This is a genomic window from Paracidovorax valerianellae (genome assembly GCF_900102625.1).
Classification (GTDB): Bacteria; Pseudomonadota; Gammaproteobacteria; order Burkholderiales; family Burkholderiaceae_C; genus Paracidovorax; species Paracidovorax valerianellae.
The window spans coordinates 1-18714 of the sequence record NZ_FMZC01000024.1; the positions used below are offsets into that span (position 1 = coordinate 1).

12 protein-coding genes are annotated in these 18714 nt (G+C 67.5%); 9 read left to right on the forward strand and 3 right to left on the reverse strand.

The features are described from left to right. The 5 genes from BLT03_RS22445 to BLT03_RS22465 all read left to right on the forward strand — a co-directional run. The coding region (locus tag BLT03_RS22445) for an electron transfer flavoprotein subunit beta/FixA family protein (RefSeq protein WP_245711328.1) at positions 1-732 on the forward strand (732 nt) is incomplete at its 5' end. 2 nt (positions 733-734) lie between these two features. Continuing rightward, a complete protein-coding gene (locus BLT03_RS22450; protein ID WP_092743548.1) occupies positions 735-1667 on the forward strand; it encodes an electron transfer flavoprotein subunit alpha/FixB family protein in 933 nt (310 codons plus the stop codon). 77 nt (positions 1668-1744) lie between these two features. Then, positions 1745-3535, forward strand: coding sequence for an acyl-CoA dehydrogenase (locus BLT03_RS22455; protein ID WP_092746003.1), 1791 nt, complete (start codon positions 1745-1747; stop codon positions 3533-3535). Between the two features lie 107 nt (positions 3536-3642). Further along, entirely contained in the window at positions 3643-4599 is a 957-nt protein-coding gene (locus BLT03_RS22460) for an NAD(P)H-dependent flavin oxidoreductase (RefSeq protein WP_092746004.1), read from the forward strand. 177 nt (positions 4600-4776) lie between these two features. Beyond that, complete coding sequence (locus BLT03_RS22465) at positions 4777-5934, forward strand: acyltransferase family protein (RefSeq protein ID WP_092746005.1); 1158 nt, start codon at positions 4777-4779, stop codon at positions 5932-5934. A 73-nt stretch (positions 5935-6007) separates the two neighbouring features. Here BLT03_RS22465 and BLT03_RS22470 read toward each other — a convergent pair whose 3' ends face one another. The 3 genes from BLT03_RS22470 to BLT03_RS22480 all read right to left on the reverse strand — a co-directional run bounded on the left by BLT03_RS22470 (position 6008) and on the right by BLT03_RS22480 (position 15478). Continuing rightward, positions 6008-6412 (reverse strand): hypothetical protein, encoded by a 405-nt coding sequence (locus tag BLT03_RS22470; RefSeq protein WP_245711525.1) that lies wholly within the window; start codon positions 6410-6412, stop codon positions 6008-6010. Between the two features lie 158 nt (positions 6413-6570). Next, on the reverse strand, positions 6571-15102 hold the full coding sequence (locus tag BLT03_RS22475) for a GH36-type glycosyl hydrolase domain-containing protein (protein ID WP_092746006.1): 8532 nt from the start codon (positions 15100-15102) through the stop codon (positions 6571-6573). 121 nt (positions 15103-15223) lie between these two features. Next, positions 15224-15478, reverse strand: a complete 255-nt coding sequence (locus BLT03_RS22480; protein ID WP_092746007.1) for a DUF1488 family protein — start codon at positions 15476-15478, stop codon at positions 15224-15226. 322 nt (positions 15479-15800) lie between these two features. Here BLT03_RS22480 and BLT03_RS22485 point away from each other — a divergent pair, with 322 nt between their 5' ends. From BLT03_RS22485 to BLT03_RS22500, 4 genes are all read left to right on the forward strand, one after another. After that, the gene (locus tag BLT03_RS22485; RefSeq protein WP_092746008.1) at positions 15801-16505 is read left to right on the forward strand and encodes a Crp/Fnr family transcriptional regulator; all 705 of its coding nucleotides are present in this window, start codon (positions 15801-15803) and stop codon (positions 16503-16505) included. Positions 16506-16691: 186 nt separating this feature from the next. Beyond that, complete coding sequence (gene cspE / locus BLT03_RS22490) at positions 16692-16910, forward strand: transcription antiterminator/RNA stability regulator CspE (protein ID WP_092746009.1); 219 nt, start codon at positions 16692-16694, stop codon at positions 16908-16910. A gap of 109 nt (positions 16911-17019) precedes the next feature. Beyond that, positions 17020-18051 (forward strand): trypsin-like peptidase domain-containing protein, encoded by a 1032-nt coding sequence (locus BLT03_RS22495; RefSeq protein WP_092746010.1) that lies wholly within the window; start codon positions 17020-17022, stop codon positions 18049-18051. 261 nt (positions 18052-18312) lie between these two features. Then, the gene (locus BLT03_RS22500) at positions 18313-18573 is read left to right on the forward strand and encodes a hypothetical protein (RefSeq protein WP_175537844.1); all 261 of its coding nucleotides are present in this window, start codon (positions 18313-18315) and stop codon (positions 18571-18573) included. The last annotated feature ends 141 nt before the right edge of the window (positions 18574-18714 follow it).

Here is an 18714-nt window from a genome sequence, read left to right on the forward strand (position 1 = left end):
GTCAAGCGCGTGGTGGACTACAACGTGAAGGTCCGGGTGAAGTCGGACAACACGGGTGTGGACATCGCGAACGTGAAGATGAGCATGAACCCCTTTGACGAGATCGCCGTCGAAGAGGCGGTCCGCCTGAAAGAAAAGGGCGTGGTGACCGAAGTCATCGCCGTCTCCTGCGGCGTGGCCCAGTGCCAGGAAACGCTGCGCACCGCCATGGCCATCGGCGCCGACCGCGCCATCCTGGTGGAAACCGCCGAAGAGCTGCAGCCCCTGGCCGTGGCCAAGATCCTGAAAGCGCTGGTGGACAAGGAGCAGCCCCAGCTCATCATCCTGGGCAAGCAGGCGATCGACGACGACGCCAACCAGACCGGCCAGATGCTCGCGGCCCTGGCCGACCTGCCCCAGGCCACCTTCGCCTCCAAGGTCGAGGTGAGCGGCGACAAGGTCAACGTCACGCGCGAAGTCGATGGCGGGCTGGAGACCATCTCCCTCACGCTGCCGGCCGTCATCACGACCGACCTGCGCCTGAACGAGCCGCGCTACGTCACCTTGCCCAACATCATGAAGGCCAAGAAAAAGCAGTTGGACACCATCAAGCCCGAAGACCTCGGGGTCGATGTCAAGCCGCGCCTTAAAACCCTCAAGGTCTCCGAGCCCCCCAAACGCGGTGCCGGCATCAAGGTGCCCGACGTCGCCGCCCTGGTGGACAAGCTCAAGAACGAAGCAAAGGTGATCTGAACATGACAGCCCTCGTAATTGCCGAACACGACAACGCCAGCATCAAGCCCTCCACCCTGAACACCGTCACGGCCGCAGTGGCCTGCGGTGGCGACGTGCACATCCTGGTGGCCGGCAACGGCGCCGAAGCCGCCGCCCAGGCCGCCGCGCAGATCGCCGGCGTCGCCAAGGTCATCCACGCCGACGGCGCCAGCCTGAAGGACGGCCTGGCCGAGAACGTTGCCGCCCAGGTCCTGGCCATTGCCGCCAACTACAGCCACATCCTGTTCCCGGCCACCGCCAACGGCAAGAACGTCGCGCCCCGCGTGGCCGCCAAGCTCGATGTCGCGCAGATCAGCGACATCACCAAGGTGGACAGCCCCGACACCTTCGAGCGCCCCATCTACGCCGGCAACGCCATCGCCACCGTGCAAAGCAGCGATGCGACCAAGGTCATCACCGTGCGCACCACGGGCTTTGACGCCGCCGCTGCCACCGGAGGCTCTGCCGCTGTCGAGAAGGCCGATGCCGCCGCCGACACCGGCAAGAGCAGCTTCGTGGGCCGCGAAGTCACCAAGAGCGACCGCCCCGAGCTCACCGCCGCCAAGATCATCGTCTCCGGTGGCCGGGCGCTGGGCAGCAACGAAAAGTTCACCGAAGTGATGACCCCGCTGGCCGACAAGCTGGGAGCTGCCATCGGCGCCAGCCGCGCGGCGGTGGATGCGGGCTACGCGCCCAACGACCTGCAGGTGGGGCAGACGGGCAAGATCGTGGCGCCGCAGCTGTACATCGCGGCGGGCATCTCGGGCGCGATCCAGCATCTGGCGGGCATGAAGGACTCCAAGGTGATCGTTGCGATCAACAAGGACCCGGAAGCGCCGATCTTCAGCGTGGCCGACTATGGCCTGGAGGCCGATCTGTTCACGGCCGTGCCGGAACTGGTCAAGGCGCTCTGACCGCGCAGCCACGTTCCCAGGAAGGCATCGCTTGCGATGCCTTTTTTTCCGACATTTTTCGCCCCGGAGACCCCCCCATGAGTTACACCGCCCCCGTCAAGGACATGCTGTTCGCGATCGAGCACCTGGCGAACATCGCCCAGGTGGCCCAGTTGCCCGGCTTTGAAGACGCCGGCCTCGACACCGCCCAGGCGGTGCTGCAGGAATGCGCCCGGTTCAACGAGGGCGTGGTGGCGCCGCTGAACGTGGTGGGGGACCGCAATCCGTCGTCGTGGAAGGACGGCGTGGTCACGACCACTCCGGGTTTCAAGGACGCCTTTCGCCAGTACGCCGAGGGCGGCTGGCAGGGCCTGCAGCACCCGGCCGACTTCGGCGGGCAGGGCCTGCCCAAGACCATCGGCGCGGCGTGCATCGAGATGTGCAACAGCGCCAACCTGAGCTTCGCGCTGTGCCCGCTGCTGACCGACGGCGCCATCGAGGCGCTGCTCACGGCCGGCAGCGACGACCTCAAAGCCACCTATCTGGAAAAGCTGGTGACCGGTGAGTGGACCGGCACCATGAACCTGACCGAGCCGCAGGCGGGCTCGGACCTGGCCCTGGTGCGCACGCGCGCCGAGCCCCAGGGCGACGGCACCTACAAGGTGTTCGGCACCAAGATCTTCATCACCTACGGCGAGCACGACATGGCCGAGAACATCGTGCACCTCGTGCTGGCGCGCGTGCAGGGCGCGCCCGAGGGCGTGAAGGGCATCAGCCTGTTCGTGGTGCCGAAGTTCCTGGTCAATGCCGACGGCAGCCTGGGCGAGCGCAACGACGCGCGCTGCGTCTCCATCGAACACAAGCTGGGCATCAAGGCATCGCCCACCGCCGTGCTGCAGTTCGGCGACCACGGCGGTGCCGTGGGCTACCTGGTGGGCGAGGAAAACCGCGGCCTCGAATACATGTTCATCATGATGAACGCGGCCCGCTACGCCGTGGGCGTGCAGGGCATCGCGGTGGCCGAGCGCGCCTACCAGCAGGCCGTGGGCTATGCGAAGGACCGCGTGCAGAGCCGCCCCGTGGACGGCAGCCTGAAGACCAGCGCGACCATCATCCACCACCCCGATGTGCGCCGCATGCTCATGACCATGCGCGCCTACACCGAAGGCTGCCGTGCCATGGCCGCCGTGGCCGCCGCTGCCTACGATGCCTCGCACCACCATCCCGATGCCGAGGCGCGCCAGCAGAACACGGCGTTCTACGAATTCATGGTGCCGCTGGTCAAGGGCTACAGCACCGAGATGAGCCTGGAAGTCACCAGCCTCGGCGTGCAGGTGCACGGCGGCATGGGCTTCATCGAGGAAACCGGCGCCGCGCAGCACTACCGCGACGCGAAGATCCTGACCATCTACGAAGGCACCACCGCCATCCAGGCCAACGACCTCGTGGGCCGCAAGACGGCGCGCGACGGCGGCCAGACCGCCAAGGCCATCGCCGCGCAGATCGAGGCGACCGAGGGCGAGCTCAACGCCAGCGGCACGCCCGCCGCCCGCGCGGTGGCGCGCCGCCTGACGACCGCCCGCACGGCGTTCCTGGAGGTGGTGGACTTCATCGCCGCGAGCGCCAAGGTGCAGCCCAATGCCGCCTATGCCGGCAGCGTGCCGTACCTGATGCTGGCGGGCAATCTCGTCGCGGGCTGGCAGATGGGCCGGGCTCTGCTGGCGGCCGAACGGCTGTTGCCAGAGGGACAGGACGAAGCCTTCCTTCGCGCCAAGATCGCCACCGCGCAGTTCTATGCCGACCACATCCTGGTCAAGGCCGCGGGTCTGCGCGATGCCATCGTGGAGGGCGCGGACAGCGTCACCGCGCTGGCGCCCGAAGCGTTCTGATGCACTTCGTCTTTTGTTGATTTGCTATCGAATTAATAGCTATCTGCCCTAGGTATATATGCGCTGGGGCCGTTTTTGACCATTCACTGAAAATCCGGAGACCGTTCATGTCCCAGTTGCCACCGGCGCTCAAGAAACTCTCGCTGCCCGTCATCGGTTCGCCGCTGTTCATCATCAGCAACCCCCAGCTGGTGATCGCGCAGTGCAAGGCGGGCATCGTCGGCTCGATGCCCGCGCTCAACGCCCGCCCGGCCGAGCAGCTGGACGACTGGCTGGCCGAGATCACCGAAACGCTCGCGGCCCACGACAAGGCGCACCCCGACCGGCCCTCGGCACCGTTCGCCATCAACCAGATCGTGCACAAGAGCAACGACCGGCTGGAGCACGACATGCAGGTCTGCGCCAAGTACAAGGTGCCGATCGTCATCACCAGCCTGGGCGCCCGTGAAGACGTGAACCAGGCTGTGCACGGCTGGGGCGGCGTGGTGCTGCACGACATCATCAACAACAAGTTCGCGCACAAGGCGATCGAAAAAGGCGCTGACGGCCTGATCGCCGTGGCGGCGGGCGCTGGCGGCCATGCGGGGGTGAAGAGCCCGTTCGCGCTGATCCAGGAAATCCGCCAGTGGTTCGACGGCCCCGTGGCGCTGTCCGGCGCCATCGCCTCCGGCGGCGCCGTGCTGGCCGCGCAGGCCATGGGCGCCGACTTCGCCTACATCGGCTCGGCCTTCATCGCGACGCACGAGGCGCGCGCGCAGGACGCCTACAAGCAGGCCATCGTGGACGGCAACTCCGACGACATCGTCTACAGCAACCTGTTCACCGGCGTGCACGGCAATTACCTGGCGCCGTCTGTGCGCGCGGCGGGGCTCGATCCCGACAACCTGCCCGAGTCCGACCCGAGCAAGATGAATTTCGGCGGTGACGCCAAGAAGGCCTGGAAAGACATCTGGGGCTGCGGCCAGGGCATCGGCGCCATTACCGAAGTGACCAGCGCCGCCGACCTGGTGGCGCGCCTGCGCCGCGAATACCAGGCCGCCAAGGGCCGCCTCGCAGTGGTCTGAACCGCTGCCGCTGGGTAGTTACCGGGCAGCTATACTTTTCGACCCCCCGCGCTCCCTGCGCTCCCCGCACTGCCTGCACTGTTGCGGGCCAGTGAAAGGAGCGCTTTTTTGCGGGCCGCAGCGCTTTCGTCGTGCTGCGTGGCCCCGTCCGTTGTTTCGTTTCCTGCCGGTTCACGCATGTCCTCCCCCTCTCGCAGTTCCTTGATCGACACGGTCAAGGGCCTGGCCTGCGCCACCATCGTCGCGCACCACCTGGCCTTCTACGGCCCCATGTCCGATGCCGCCCTGCCGCTGATGCCGGAGCTGATGGCCTGGCTCTCCCAGCATGGCCGCATGGCGGTGCAGGTGTTTCTGGTCCTGGGCGGGTACCTGGCGGCGGCCAGCCTGGCGCCGACCGGCGTGGCGCGCTTCGACAGCGCGTCCGAGCAGATCGGGCGGCGCTTCGTGCGGCTGGCGGTTCCTTACGCTGTGGCCCTGCTGCTGGCCGTGCTGGCCGCGGCGGCGGTGCGTCCGTTTCTGGACCACCCTTCGGTGCCCGACGAACCCAGCCTGGCCCAACTGGTGGCGAACGCATTGATGATCCAGGACATCGTGGGCGAAGAAGCTCTGTCCGCCGGCGTCTGGTACGTGGGCATCGACTTTCAGCTCTTCGCGCTGGCGGCGTTGCTGTTTTCTGCCGTGCGCCGCTGGCCGGGCGCGACCCGGCTGCAGGCCGAGCGCCTGGGCAAATCGCTGGTGCTGGGCGCCACCGCGCTGTCGCTGCTGTGGCTCAACCGCCAGCCCGATCTGGACATGTGGGCCTGCTATTTCTTCGGCGCCTATGGCATCGGCATGCTCGCGTGCTGGGCCGTGCGTGCACCGAGCGCCCGCGCCGGCCTTCTGGCCATCGCGGCGCTGGGCGCGGCTGCGCTGTGGGTGGAGTTTCGCGAGCGCATCGCCGTGGCCTGGGTGTGCGCGCTGCTGCTGGTGGTCTGGCTGCGCTGGGGGCAACCCTGGCTGACGGCGCGCTGGCAGGCGGCTGGCGGCGCTGATCAGCAAGCCACCGCAACGCCGCATCCACTGGAACGGTTGGGGCGCATGTCGTACTCGGTGTTCCTCGTGCACTTTCCCGTGTGCCTGCTGGTGAATGCCGCGTTCCTGCATGCCTGGCCCGAGTCCGCCGTGATGAACCTGCTGGGCATGGCGACGGCATTCGGGTTGTCGCTGGCGGCGGGGCGCCTTTTGTACCTGCGGGTGGAGCGGCAGCTACCGTCGTGGACGGTGGCGCTGCGCTGGCAGGCCGGGCTGGTGGGAACGGGATTGGTCGTGGCCTTCGCGGCAGGGCGCTTCGGCTAGGCGGGCGGCGGTTGAACCGTCCTGCCTGTTTCAACGCTGCTGCCCGCGCAGGCCGGGCAGCGGGGCAGGCGGCTCAGGCCGCGTCTTTGACCACTTCGCGGCCGCGTCGGCGCCAGTCGATGAACCAGGCCATGAACGGCAGGATGAGCATGGAGCCCGGCACGACCCACACCAGCAGGTAGGGGCTGACGGACGACGCCGAGCGCATCACGCTGCGCAGCCGGTCGCGCTCCTCAGCAGTCCACAGGCCCTGGCGGCGCTGCTGCACCAGCCAGGAGACCGAGCCCTTCATCGTCGCCAGTTCCTTGAGGAAGCGGTTCTTCTCCCGCTTTCCGCCCGCCAGGAAGGCGCAGAACCACTCCGGCGCGCATTCGACGCGTTGCTGCAGTGCGGCGGCGGACGCGGGATCGGAGGCCTGCGTCAAGGTGTTGTCGGGCGGAAGCGGGGGCTCCGGGTCGCGGGAAGAAGCGGTGGTCATGGGTGGAGGGGGTTCACTGCGCAGTGCCGGGCGGGTTGCCTGCAGGCGTGCCATGGAACTGTGCCACAGAGCGAAATCCATGGTGGGGGATAGTTGAATGGTGTCTGTATTTAAATACAGTATGGATGGCCGAACGGCGGCGGCCGCCGTTCGGTGCATCAAATCGTGAGCAGGAGATCGTGCTTTCCGCCGTCCAGCGCGATGCGAACGCCGCGCTCGTCCATCGGCACTGAAACCCCGTCGAGCAAAGCCTGAGGTACTCCGCCGGTGCCTGCAGCGCGGATGACACGGATCGCCCAGTGGCTGGTTTCGATGTGGATCGTCGCTTCGAACCCCGGCCAGTCGGCCGGGATGCAGGGGTTGATGCGCAACCCCGTGCCTTCCCGGCGCATGCCCAGAATGCCCTCGATGCCCGCGCGGTACATCCAGGCGGCGGAACCGGTGTACCAGGTCCAGCCGCCGCGTCCGGCATGCGGCGCCACGGCGTACACGTCGGCGGCGATCACGTAAGGCTCGACCTTGTAGCGCGCGGCCTGCTCGGGCGTGCTCGCGTGCAGGATGGGATTCACCAGCCTGAACAGCGCCGCAGCCCGGTCGCCCTGGCCCTGTTGGGCAAAGGCGAGGATGGACCACATCGCGGCATGGCTGTACTGCCCACCGTTTTCACGCAGGCCCGGCGGGTAGCCCTGGATATAGCCCGGGTCGCGGGTCATCTGGTCGAACGGGGGGGCGAGCAATAGGGCCAAGCCGTCGTCCTTGCGGATCAGGTGCTGCTCCAGCGAATCCATGGCCTGTGCCGCACGGGCAGGGTCGGCTGCGCCCGAAAGCACGGCCCAGGCTTGCGCGATGGCGTCGATCCGACATTCCTCGCTGTCTTTCGAACCCAGCCATGCGCCGTCGTCGAAGGTGGCCCTGCGGTACCAGGCGCCATCCCAACCGACCGTTTCGATGGCCTGCCGCACCGATTCCGCATGCGTGCGCCACAGCGCGGACCGGGCATCGCCACGGTCCTCGGCCAGCGGCGCGAAGAGGGCCACGGTTCGCACCAGCAACCACCCGAGCCACACGCTCTCGCCGCGCCCCTCGGAGCCGACCCGGTTCATTCCGTCGTTCCAGTCTCCGGTGCCGATGAGCGGCAGCCCCTGCGGGCCCGTGAGTGCCATGCATTGGTCCAACGCCCGCGCGCAATGCTCGAACAGCGAAGCCGACAGGCCGGAGGGCATGGGCTGAAAGAATGCATCGTGCTCGCCGTGTTGCAATGCGGGCCCTTCCAGGAAGGGCACGTCTTCGTCCAGCACCCGAAGGTCGCCGGAGGTGGCGATGTATTCCGCCGCCGCGTAAGCGAGCCACACCCGGTCGTCCGAAATGCGGGTCCGCACCCCCTGGCCGGAATGCGGTAGCCACCAGTGCTGCACATCGCCTTCCGGAAACTGGCGTCCGGCGGCTCGCAGCAAATGTTCGCGGGTCTGCTCTGGGTGCGTGAAGCGCAGCGCCATGCCGTCTTGGAGTTGGTCGCGAAACCCGTACGCGCCGCTTGCCTGGTAGAAGGCCGCCCGGGCCCAAAGCCGGCAGGCGATGGTCTGGTACAGCAGCCAGCCGTTGAGCAGGATGTCCATGGCCCGGTCGGGCGTGCGCACCTGCACCGCGCCCAGGGTTTTCTGCCAGCCTGCGATCACCTGCGCCAGGACGGCGTCGAGATCGCAGGTGCGGTAGCGCGCGATGAGCGCCTGGGTGTCTTCCAGGGAGGCTCCCTGCCCGAGCAGCGAAACCACTTCCACGCAGGCGCCGGGCGCCAACTCCACAACGCACTGCAGCGCAGCGCATGGGTCCAGTCCTGCCCCCGTGTTGCCTGACAGCGTTGCGCCCCCACCCAATGCGGCAGGCGCCCCCATGCCGGCGTTGCGACCCAGGAACTCGGTGCGGTCTGCCGTCCAGGCCGTTTGCCGGCCACGCAGGTCCGCGAAGGCGACCCGGCCCGGAAACGCCATGTCCCACGGTTTTTTCGCGAGCAAGGCACCGCTGTGCCCATCGACCGAGGTCACGACGAAAGGGGCCGATGTGCCGCGCGATGTCCCGAGCACCCATTCGGCATAGGCGGTCACGGTCAGGCGCCGCGTCTCGCCCGTGTGGTTGCGAAGCGTCAGGCGGGAGATCTTGACGGGGTCTTCGGTGGGGACGTACTGCAGCAGTTCCAGCCCGATACCGCGGGATGCGTGCGAGAACCGGCTGTAGCCATGGCCGTGGCGTGCTTCGTAGAGTCCGTCGTCACTGTCCAAAGGTTGCGCCGTCGCCGACCACGATTCGCCCGTGGCTTCGTCATGCACGTACAGCGCTTCTCCGGAGGGATCGCTCACCGGGTCGTTGGACCAGGGGGTCAGCTGGTTTTCGCGGCTGTTGGTGCACCACGTGGTGGTGCTGCCCCGTTCGGACACCTGGAAACCGAATCCAGGGTTCGCAATGACATTGATCCAGGGCGCAGGGGTCGTCTGCCCGCCGCCCAGGCGCACGACGTACTCCCGGCCATCGAGCGCGAACCCGCCCAGACCGTTGAAAAACTCCAGATCCTGCGGTGCGTCGGCGGTGGCGGGGCCATCCAGCGGCAGGGGCATCCGCGGAGCCGCCACCAGCTTTGTGGCGGTGGCCGGGGAACTCCAAACCGGTTGCGACAGGTGGGCGAGGCGATCGGCGATCGTCCCCTGGCGTGCGATGAGTTCGAGGCGCGCAGCGGACTGCAGCAGTGCGCGTGCGTTCACGCCCAGGAGGTCGGCCCGCAGGACGTGGACCGAGCCTTGCGCCAATCCCAAGGCCATCTCGGGACGCGCCTGGCTGCTGCGCACCGCGGTCTCGATGGCGATCTGCAGATCCTGGACATACGAAGAGGCGCGTTCGTTGAGGATGACCAGATCCACGCTCAACTGTTTCATGCGCCAGTATTCATGGGCCCTGAGCAATTGGCGCACCTGTGCCATGTCCTCGATATCGTCGATGCGCAGCACCACGATGGGCAGGTCGCCGGATACCGAGTGGGCCCACAGCCCCGATTGCGGCCCGGCGCCCTGCAGCAATGTTTCGGGCGGCGCGCGGAACCGGCGGTCGGAATACAACAGGGGCGCGGCGAGCCGTTGGAAATCAGCGGCTTCGTCACCGTCCACCCCCAGATGGCGCAGCTGGACCTGTGCCTGCGTCCAGGACAGGGTGGCAGCGCGGTCGAAAGCGCTGCGCTCATGGTGCTGATCGATGAGGTCCAGCAGACCGGCGCGGGTCGAGGCGACGACCGTCCAGAAAGCAATGCGGGCCAATCCACCCGGGGCCACGCGAACGCGCCGGCGCAGCGAGAACACCGGGTCCAGCACGGTCCCCACCAAGCCTGACAGCGGCTGGTCCAGCAGTACGGCGGCAGCCGTGGCGGCATGGCGCCCGCGGCCGATGAAGCCCGCGCGGTCCGAGCCGTATTGCGGCGCTGCGGTGATCTCGCCTTCCAGCACCGCGAAATGCCCTGCCCACGCCTGCGGCTCGTGCGGCGTGCGCGGCCGGCGCGTGGCGATGAGGGCACCGAATTCCGGCAGATATTCGGTCAGCACGAAAAGCTTGGAGAACGCTGGGTGCGCTTCATCCGCAGCCTGGGGCGCGAGGACCACCTCGGCATAGGAGGTCACATCGACCTCGCGCGCACGCTTGCCGCTGTTGGCCAGCGAAATCCGGCGCACTTCGCCATTCGTTTCGCCAGACACCAGCACGTCCAGCGTCGTGAGCAGGCCGCGGTCCTGGTGCGAGAACGTGGCATGGTCTTCGCCAAACAGCACGTCCCCATGGTGGCTGCTGGCCCCCAGCGGCTGGGTGGTCGGCGACCACACCTGGCCGTTGTGGACGTCCCTCAGGTAGATGAAGCTGCCGTGGTGGTCGCGCGTGGCGTCTTCGCGCCAGCGCGTGATCGCCATGGCGCGCCAGCGGCTGTATCCGGCCCCGGCGGCCGTGAGCATCACCGTGTAGCTGCCGTTGGACATCAGGTGCGTGACGGGCCCGGCCGCCCCGGCGCGCACGCGGCGCAACGTGGGCGGCTGGCTGCCATGGCCGTCTGGCGAGGCCTTCACCTCTTCGGCACGGGGCCGTTCCACCGCCACGTTGCGCGGCGTGCGCTCCTGCATCAGCAATTCGCTGGACTGGACTATGGGTTCGCGGTGAAAACGCTCCCGCATGCTGCCGTCGCGCAGCACGTTGAGGATGGCGACGATCGTCATGCCCTGGTGATGGGCCATGTAGTTGCGCACCACGGCCACCGGCTGCCCCTCGGGCAGGCGTGTCGGCGTGAAGTCCAGCGCTTCGTAGAAACCGTAGTGGCCGAGCGCGCCCATGGCTGCCAGGCGGTCGTAGTTCCGCAGTGCCGCCCGAGGGTCGACCATCGCCGCGAGGCCGGTGGCGTAGGGGGCGATGACCCGGTTGTCGCCAAGACCGCGTTTCAAGCCCAGACCTGGCACGCCGAAGTTGGAATACTGGTAGGTGAACTCCAGATCCCGCGCGTTATAGGCCGATTCCGAGATGCCCCATGGGATTCCCAGCGCCTGCCCGTAGGCGATCTGCCGCTGCACCACCAGGCGGTTTGTCTGCTCCAGCAGACTGCCTGCCGGCGCGCGCATGACCAACGAGGGCATCAGGTATTCGAACATCGAGCCCGACCACGAGATCAACGCGGAACCGCTGCCCAGCGCGGTGGCGGTCCGTCCCAGGCGGAACCAGTGGCGGGTCGGGGCGTCGCCCTTGGCGATGGCGAAAAGGCTCGCCAGCCTCGCCTCCGAGCCCAACAGGTCGTAGCAGTTTTCGTCAAGGCGCTGGTCCGCCAGGGCGTAGCCGATCGAGAGCAGCTTGCGGTCGGGGTCCATCAGGAAAGCGAAATCCATGGCCATGGCCATCTCGCGGGCCGTGCCGGCAAGCGCCTGCAATCGGCTGTCCAGTGGCGCGTATGGCGCTGATGCCGGCGCATCGCCGGAGTGGGCCAATGCAGCACGGGCGATTTCGCGCGTCCAGAACAGCATCTCGTCCACACCGGGATCGTCCGGCGTTCCGGGCGGTGTCGCGGCACTCACGGCTTTGTCTGCAAGGCGGCCGAGCGCTGGAGCGAGTTCCGAGAGGGGCAGGGGCCCGGCAATCAATGCCGCCATGTCGTCCAGCAGTTCCGCCACGCGTTTCGCGGCGGTCGCACCGCGTGCGCTCGACAGCGCCGCAAGGTCCGTGCGCGCCAGATGCAGGGCGTCTCCGATACCGTTGCGAACCTCGGGCGATACCGCGCCTGAAGTGCGCCACTCGTCACAAGTGCTTGCCAGGGCGATCAGGTGGCCGGCCAGGTTGCCGCTGTCCACCGAGGAAACATATGGTGGATCGAGCGCGCGCAGATCGGCCGTGCCATACCAATTGAAGAAGTGGCCTTTGAAGCGCGGGAGCTTTTGCAGCGTGGCGAACGTTGCCTCCAGCCGCTCTACCGTCTCCAGCGTGCTCGCCCAGCCGAAATCACGTGCCGATGCCGTGGCCAGCAGATAAAGACCGATGTTGGTCGGCGAGGTGCGGCGCGCCACCACCGGCTTTGGCGTCTCCTGAAAGTTGTCGGGCGGCAGCATGTGGTCTGCCGGCGTGACGAATGCCTCGAAATAGCGCCAGGTGCGCCGCGCGATCAGCCGCAGAGCCATTGCCTGCGCAGGCTGGAGGTCCATCAGGGGCGGTGTGCCTGGCGCCTTGCTGGCCCATGCGGCCAGCGCGGGCGCTGCCAACCAAAGCAACACCATCGGCAGCACGAGTGCCAGAGTGGTGGCCCATGGCACTGGGGCCAGCGCCAGGGCACACGCCGCGATGGCCAGGCCCAGTGCGATCCCGGCCGTCATTTGGCGGTAAAAGCCCGAGAAGCCGAGTCGGGGGCGCTGCCCGGCTTGCGCGGCGGTCGTCCATTCCAGCAGGTGGCGCCGGGTGACGAACATTCTCACCGCCGTGCGCACCACGGCATCGCCCATGCGCCAGGCCTGGTCCGCCAGCTGGCTCCAGGCGAGAACCGTCTGTGCGGCCGCCATCCGCGCGTCCGAGGCCAGGGCCTGCCATTGGCTGCGCCACCGAACGCCCGGCCGGCGCGGCAGGGCGCTGAACATCAAGGACAGGAAAGGCGGGGCCGCCAGCACCAGCAGCACAGCCAGCATGCCGGCAGCAGCGGGCGCGGCAGGCATGAACCAGGCGGTGCCCAGCGCCAGAAGGGCCGATGGCGCCAGCAGCGAACGGCGCAGGTTGTCGATCATCTTCCAGCGCCCGACGGCGGACACGGCCTGGCGGCCTCGCCAGTGGCCGAAGATCCAGGGCAGCAGTTGCCAATCGCCCCGGGTCCAGCGGTGCTGGCGGCGAGCCGCCACGTCATAGCGGGCCGGTGCTTCTTCGATCAGTTCGATGTCGGACGCCAGGCCTGCGCGGGCGAAGATGCCCTCGAACAGGTCGTGGCTCAGCAGCGTGTTGTCCGGCACGCGGCCTTGCAGCGACGCCTCGAAAGCATCCACGTCGTAGATGCCCTTGCCGGTGTACGAACCTTCGCCGAAGAGGTCCTGGTAGACGTCCGAAATCGCCATTGCATACGGGTCCATGCCGCCCGGGCTGGAGGAAATCCGCTGGTAGAAAGAGCCTTCGGTGCCGATGGGCAGCGAGGGCGTGATGCGCGGCTGCAGCAGGGCGTAGCCGCTCGTGACACGCTGGGAAACGGGGTCGAATCGGGGGCAGTTCAACGGGTGGGCCATTTTGCCGACCAGGCGCAGCGCTGCATCGCGCGGCAGCCGGGTGTCGGCGTCCAGCGTGAGCACGTAGCGCACATCTGTCGGCACGTCCGTGGTCACGAAGGTGGTGTCTGCCGCCCCGCGCAGCAGACGGTTCAGCTCATGGAGCTTGCCCCGCTTGCGTTCCCAGCCCATCCAGGTGTTCTCCACCGCATTGAAAACCCGTCGGCGGTGCAGGAACAGGAACCGCGGTCCTTGGGGCGCCGCGCCGTGGCGCAGATTCAGCGATGCGACGGCCCGATGGCCCAGGGCGACCAAAGCGGCGTCGCCAGGCAGCTCCTGCGTGGCGGCATCCACACCATCGGCCACCAGCGCGAAGCCGATGTCGCCATCCCCTCCTGCCAAGAAGTGCACTTCCAGCCGTTCGATTTGTTCCAGCAGATCCGCTTCGCTGGTCAGCAAGGTGGGAATGGCCACCAGCGTTCGCATCGAGGCCGGAATACCGCCAGCCAGCTCCAGGCCCGGCAACGGGGCCGCACCCAGGCGCCAGGCCACCAGCCGATGCACCAGGCTGGTCGCCACCTCGGACGCCGGCACCGCCAGGCCCAGCAGCCACAGCGCGGCCAGCCCTGCGCCGGCCTCCGCAGGCAGCACGAACCAGCCTGCAGCACAAAGCGCTGCGGTACCGAACGCGATGGCCCCGACATATCCGCGCAGGCCGTGGGCACGCCGCAGGCGCCCGATGCGCCAGTGCAGCGGCACCTGGAAACCGATCGTTTTCTCGAGCGCGCCGCGGCCTCCCGCGATGAGGTGGTATCCGGGGTCGTCGGCTCCGAGGTCGCGTGCCTCGCTGGAGGAACCCGCGGCGTCGGCAGCAGCCTTCGCGGCCGCCAATGCGTGTCCGGCAATGTCCAGTTCGGACTGGTTCGAGCGCCGGGCAAGTTGTTCGATGGCGTCGCGATAGAGGTTGCGCGTGGAGAAGTCCATCGCGGCGAAGCTGCTGCCCTCCCGCAACCGCTCGTCCACCAGGCTCACGCTTTCGAACAGCGTGGCCCAGTCGATGTCCGACATCAGCCGCAGGCTGGTGATCACATTGCGCACCGTGACGTTGGACGCCCCCTGGCGTTGCTGGGCATGCGACACCACTTCATCGATGGTGGTGCCCTGCAGCCGCAGGCGCTCTTGCAGCCAGCCGAGCGCGGGCATGGCCTGCGGGTCGCGGTCCCTGAGCCGTTTGGCGAGCTGGGCGGCAAAGAGCTCGGACAGTGCCAGCGGGGACCGCGCAGCGATGTCCTCCTCCAGTGCCGAGCGGGCGGCGCCACCGGCCAGCAGATGCGTGGCCAGCCGGTCGGCGTCTGCCCGCGCTGCCAGCCCCACGGTCATCTGGTCCACCAACCGCCGCAGGTTTTCGATCAGGACGATGCGCAGGGTGATCGCAACGGCCCACAGCTCGCCGATGGTCAGCGGCTGCACACGCTGGTAGGCCTGCAGAAATGCCCGCAGCGTGTCAACATCCACATGGCTGTCGGTATGGGCCACGAAGGCCCACGTCAGTCCCAGCACCCGCGGATAGCCTGCGAAGGGCCCTGAGGCCAGCTTGGGCAATTGGCGGTAGTAGTCGGGCGGCAGATCGCCTCGGATGTCGCGCACCTGCTTTTCAACCAGGTGATAGTTCTCCAGCAACCATTCGGCGGCGGGAACGACGCGCCGGCCTGCCTCCAGCTCGGAAGCGCTGGCCCGATAGGCCGCCAGCAGCACCCGTGCGTTGTCGTCCAGCCGTTTGCGCAGCGGGGGCACTGACGGCGGCCTGGCGCTCACGGTCTGGGCCGCGGCAAGGCTCTGGGCATGCTGCTCGAGCCGTTCCAGGCCGAACAGTTCACCGCGGACCGGTGCTGAACCCGCCCACAACGATGAGGCATGGCCGCGGCCGAGGATGCGCTGGAAGAAGGGATTCATGGTGCCTTTCAGGGACGGTGGTGCGCCCAGGCAACTGAACGGCGAAAGGGGGCAGTGCACGGCCTGCCCCCGGTGATTTGGAGAATTCATGGCCCCCGCGAGGGGGACAGGCAAGGCAGCCCTAGGCCGCGCGGAGATCGAATTCGCGAAGCATCACGGGCTCGATGGCGCCTTGTTCGACCTTGCGGCGCACGGCTTGCTCGATTTCGGCCGCGTGGCTGCGGTATGTGTCCAGGGGGTCTTCATCGACGGACCCAGGGCAATAGCGGTGGTGCAAGGTGTCTTTGCCAACGCTGGCGCCGATCCACTGCGCCTGAATCTCGATCCAGAAACGCACGGTTCCCGAGGCGTCGTGAAAGAAGGGCGGCTGAGACATGGGGAAACTCCAAGGAAGGGGGACGGGCTTGCATGCCACGGGACGGTATGGCGTGGTGGCGGAATGGCCGCGCGGCGGTGTGACCTCGCCACATGTGCGGAACAGGCGACGGGACAGACCGTGGGTCAACCACCCGGCAGGCCACGGTGCGTAGGCCATGGCTTCGCGCTGCTCGCGGGTGAGGCTAGCCCCCGATCGCCCGCGTGTCTGTGCGGTGGCGCACACAGCGCCAGGTTGCGAGGACCACGCCCTATACTGAATTCGGCTCAAACGTTTCCGGTGGATGTTCCATCGCTGATGCATCGGCTTTCTGGAGAATGCGATGCCCCGCAGTGAAGAGCCTCAACGCAACCGCCTGCTCGCGGCTTTGGCAGCGCCCGAGATGCAAGGATTGCAAGCGCACCTCGAACCGGTGATCCTCAGCGTCGGGCAGGTGCTGTGCGAGTCCGGCGAGCGCGTCGGCCATGCCGTGTTTCCGACCACTGCCATCGTTTCGCTGCTGCATCGCCTGGAAGGCGGTGGATGCGCAGGCGTCGCCGTGGTGGGTTTCGAAGGCATGGTCGGCGTTTGCCTGCTGCTCGGCGGTGATTCGATGCCCAACCGGGCCGTCGTGCAGTGCGCGGGCGAGGGCTGGCGACTGCCTGCCCAGGTGCTGTTGGAGGTGATGCATCGATCGTCTGCATGGCGGCGGCAGTTGCTGCGCTACACGCAGGCGCTCATGGTTCAGATCGCCCAGACGGCCGTGTGCAACCGCCACCACTCGCTGGACCAGCAGCTTTGCCGCTGGCTGCTGACGAGCCTCGATCGCCTGGAGGGTGCCGATGTGGTGGTCACCCAGGAGTTGATTGCCCACATGCTGGGCGTGCGCCGGGAAGGCGTGACGGAAGCGGCGGGCCATCTGCAACAGGCCGGATGGATCCGCTACCGCCGGGGCCGCATCACCGTGCTGAACCCCGAAGCACTGCTGCTGCGCAGCTGCGAATGCTATCGGCTGGTGCAACGGGAGTACGACCGCCTTTTGCCGTGACGCACGGCCGCCGGTGCGGCGGGTGTACCATGGGCCGCGTAGGCATGTACAAGACCGTCACCCTAGGTCTCCCAGTTTTCCCCGGCATCTGGCCGGCGGACGTTGTCGAATCCCCCATCGATGATTTTCTTGGCGTCTCTGCGCTGCGCGCGTTCTTTGCGCTGCGGCAACTTGAAAGGAATCGATATGACGACACCCACACAAACCGGCACCGTGAAATGGTTCAACGATGGCAAGGGCTTCGGCTTCATCGCCCCGGACGACGGCAGCAAGGACCTCTTTGCCCACTTCCGCGAAATCCAGGGCGGCGGCTTCAAGACCCTGAAGGAAAACCAGCGCGTTCAGTACGAAGTCACGCAGGGCGACAAAGGCCCGCAGGCTTCAAACATCCGCACGGCGGACTGAGCGGCATGCAGCCGTCCCCGGCGCGGCCTTCGGTCCTGCCGGGGCATCGGTTGATGGTTGAACTCCAAACGCGGCTGGTCCGCGTTTTTTCTTTGGTAAGGCGCCTCCCATGAAGAATCTGCAAGACGTCACCGAGCGCATCTGCGAACTCAAGGGCGGCATGATCGCCGTCGATGCGCTGCTGCCTGCCGTGCTGCACGCGCTGCCGCCGGCCAGCCTCGCCGTGGTGGGGCAATCGTTCGCCGCCCATGCCGAGGCCGCCCGCACGGTGATGCTGAACGCGCCCATTTCCGACCACGTGCTGGCGACCTTCGAGCGCGACGTGGCGCGCACGCAGGCGGTGCTCGGCGGGCTGGCGCCAGACCGCGCGAATGCGGGCTACGCGACCGAACCGGTGCTGCTCACCACCACCCGCATCAGCACCTTCGAAGGGCAGCGCTCGCTGACCGGCGCGAGCGGGTTTTTCTTTCGCCGCGACGAGCGGCTGTTTCTGGTGACAAGCCGCCACGTGCTGGCCGATGCGCCCAGCGCCCATTTTCCGGACCGCATCGAAATCGATCTGCACCTGGATCCGCAGGACCTCACGCGCTGCGCCGTCTTCTCGCTGCCCCTGTACCGCGACGGGCTCGGGCTGTGGCGCCAGGCGCGCGACGGCGGCGGCGACGTGGATGTGGCCGCCATCGAAATCGACATCGCCCGCCTGCCGGAGGGCAGCATCGTCGAGGCGTTCGATGCCAGCCACCTGGAAACCGCGGGCAACCCGCCGCAGGTGGGCGATGCGCTGGTGGTGGTGGGGTTTCCGCTCGGGTTTCACGACACGGTGCACCACCTTCCCGTGGTGCGCGCCGCCTCGGTGGCCTCGGCCTACGGGGTGCGCTTTCAGCAGCAGGGTTACTTTTTGACCGACGCACGCACCCACCGGGGCAGCAGCGGCGCACCGGTGCTGCGGCGGCGTGCGGGAACGAGCGCGGCGCCGTTGCCCTGGCAACTGCTCGGCGTGCACTCCACCCGCATGGACATGAGCACCCGCGACCTGGTGCTGGACGAATCGCTGGGCCTGAACTGCGCCTGGTACGCCGACGTGCTGATGACCCTGACCGGACCGGCACCGGCGGCCGGCCAGCCCGCAACGGCACCCTGACCGGCGGTTTGCGGTGCCGCAACACTGTGGCTGGCAGGTGCTATTAAATTAATAGCTATACACCGGCGATTTTATTGCGCTGGAGGCCAAAAACACCCTGAGTGTTCCGCCCGGCCGGCCGCCGGAATCCGTCGCGGCTGCGCTTGTGCTGCACGCCGTTGTCGCCTACCGTGTGCTCTGCCGACGGGCCGCAGCGTTTGCGCCATGGATTCGATCCCCGAGTTCTGGCCGATGCGCGCCGGCCCGGCGAAGAAAGTGCTTATGAACGTCGCGTTCCTGGGCAGGGTGGCGGAACAGCCCCTGCCATACCTGACCTCCGACCCTGAAGAGATCCAGCATTTCGAGCTGCTGCGCTCCGCCGGACTGCTGACCGGCACCACCTCGGTCAACGAAGAGGGCGCCACCGTCTCCGCCCAAGTCACGGACTTCACGCCCGAAGGCCGGGCGCTGCTGGCCATGGACGTCCAATTGCAGCGCATGCACCTGCGCGGCCTGCTGCGCCGGCTGTCATTGGCGGCTTGATCGGCGCGCGCCCGGCCCGTACAGGGCTTCGGCGCTGCAGAGGACCGGGCGAAGGCAAACGGCGCTAATATCTGTATTTATATACAGTATTTTGCTGGCTGCGAAAGGCGTTGCGTGCGCAGGCTCTTTCGCAGCGAGCCG

What these genes read in the sequence shown, in the direction of transcription:
- BLT03_RS22450 (WP_092743548.1), top strand. Translation starts at nt 735, where the DNA reads ATGACAGCCCTCGTAATTGCCGAACACGACAACGCCAGCATCAAGCCC.
- BLT03_RS22455 (WP_092746003.1), top strand. Translation starts at nt 1,745, where the DNA reads ATGAGTTACACCGCCCCCGTCAAGGACATGCTGTTCGCGATCGAGCAC.
- BLT03_RS22460 (WP_092746004.1), top strand. Translation starts at nt 3,643, where the DNA reads ATGTCCCAGTTGCCACCGGCGCTCAAGAAACTCTCGCTGCCCGTCATC.
- BLT03_RS22465 (WP_092746005.1), top strand. Translation starts at nt 4,777, where the DNA reads ATGTCCTCCCCCTCTCGCAGTTCCTTGATCGACACGGTCAAGGGCCTG.
- BLT03_RS22470 (WP_245711525.1), bottom strand. Translation starts at nt 6,412, where the DNA reads ATGACCACCGCTTCTTCCCGCGACCCGGAGCCCCCGCTTCCGCCCGAC.
- BLT03_RS22475 (WP_092746006.1), bottom strand. Translation starts at nt 15,102, where the DNA reads ATGAATCCCTTCTTCCAGCGCATCCTCGGCCGCGGCCATGCCTCATCG.
- BLT03_RS22480 (WP_092746007.1), bottom strand. Translation starts at nt 15,478, where the DNA reads ATGTCTCAGCCGCCCTTCTTTCACGACGCCTCGGGAACCGTGCGTTTC.
- BLT03_RS22485 (WP_092746008.1), top strand. Translation starts at nt 15,801, where the DNA reads ATGCCCCGCAGTGAAGAGCCTCAACGCAACCGCCTGCTCGCGGCTTTG.
- cspE (WP_092746009.1), top strand. Translation starts at nt 16,692, where the DNA reads ATGACGACACCCACACAAACCGGCACCGTGAAATGGTTCAACGATGGC.
- BLT03_RS22495 (WP_092746010.1), top strand. Translation starts at nt 17,020, where the DNA reads ATGAAGAATCTGCAAGACGTCACCGAGCGCATCTGCGAACTCAAGGGC.
- BLT03_RS22500 (WP_175537844.1), top strand. Translation starts at nt 18,313, where the DNA reads ATGAACGTCGCGTTCCTGGGCAGGGTGGCGGAACAGCCCCTGCCATAC.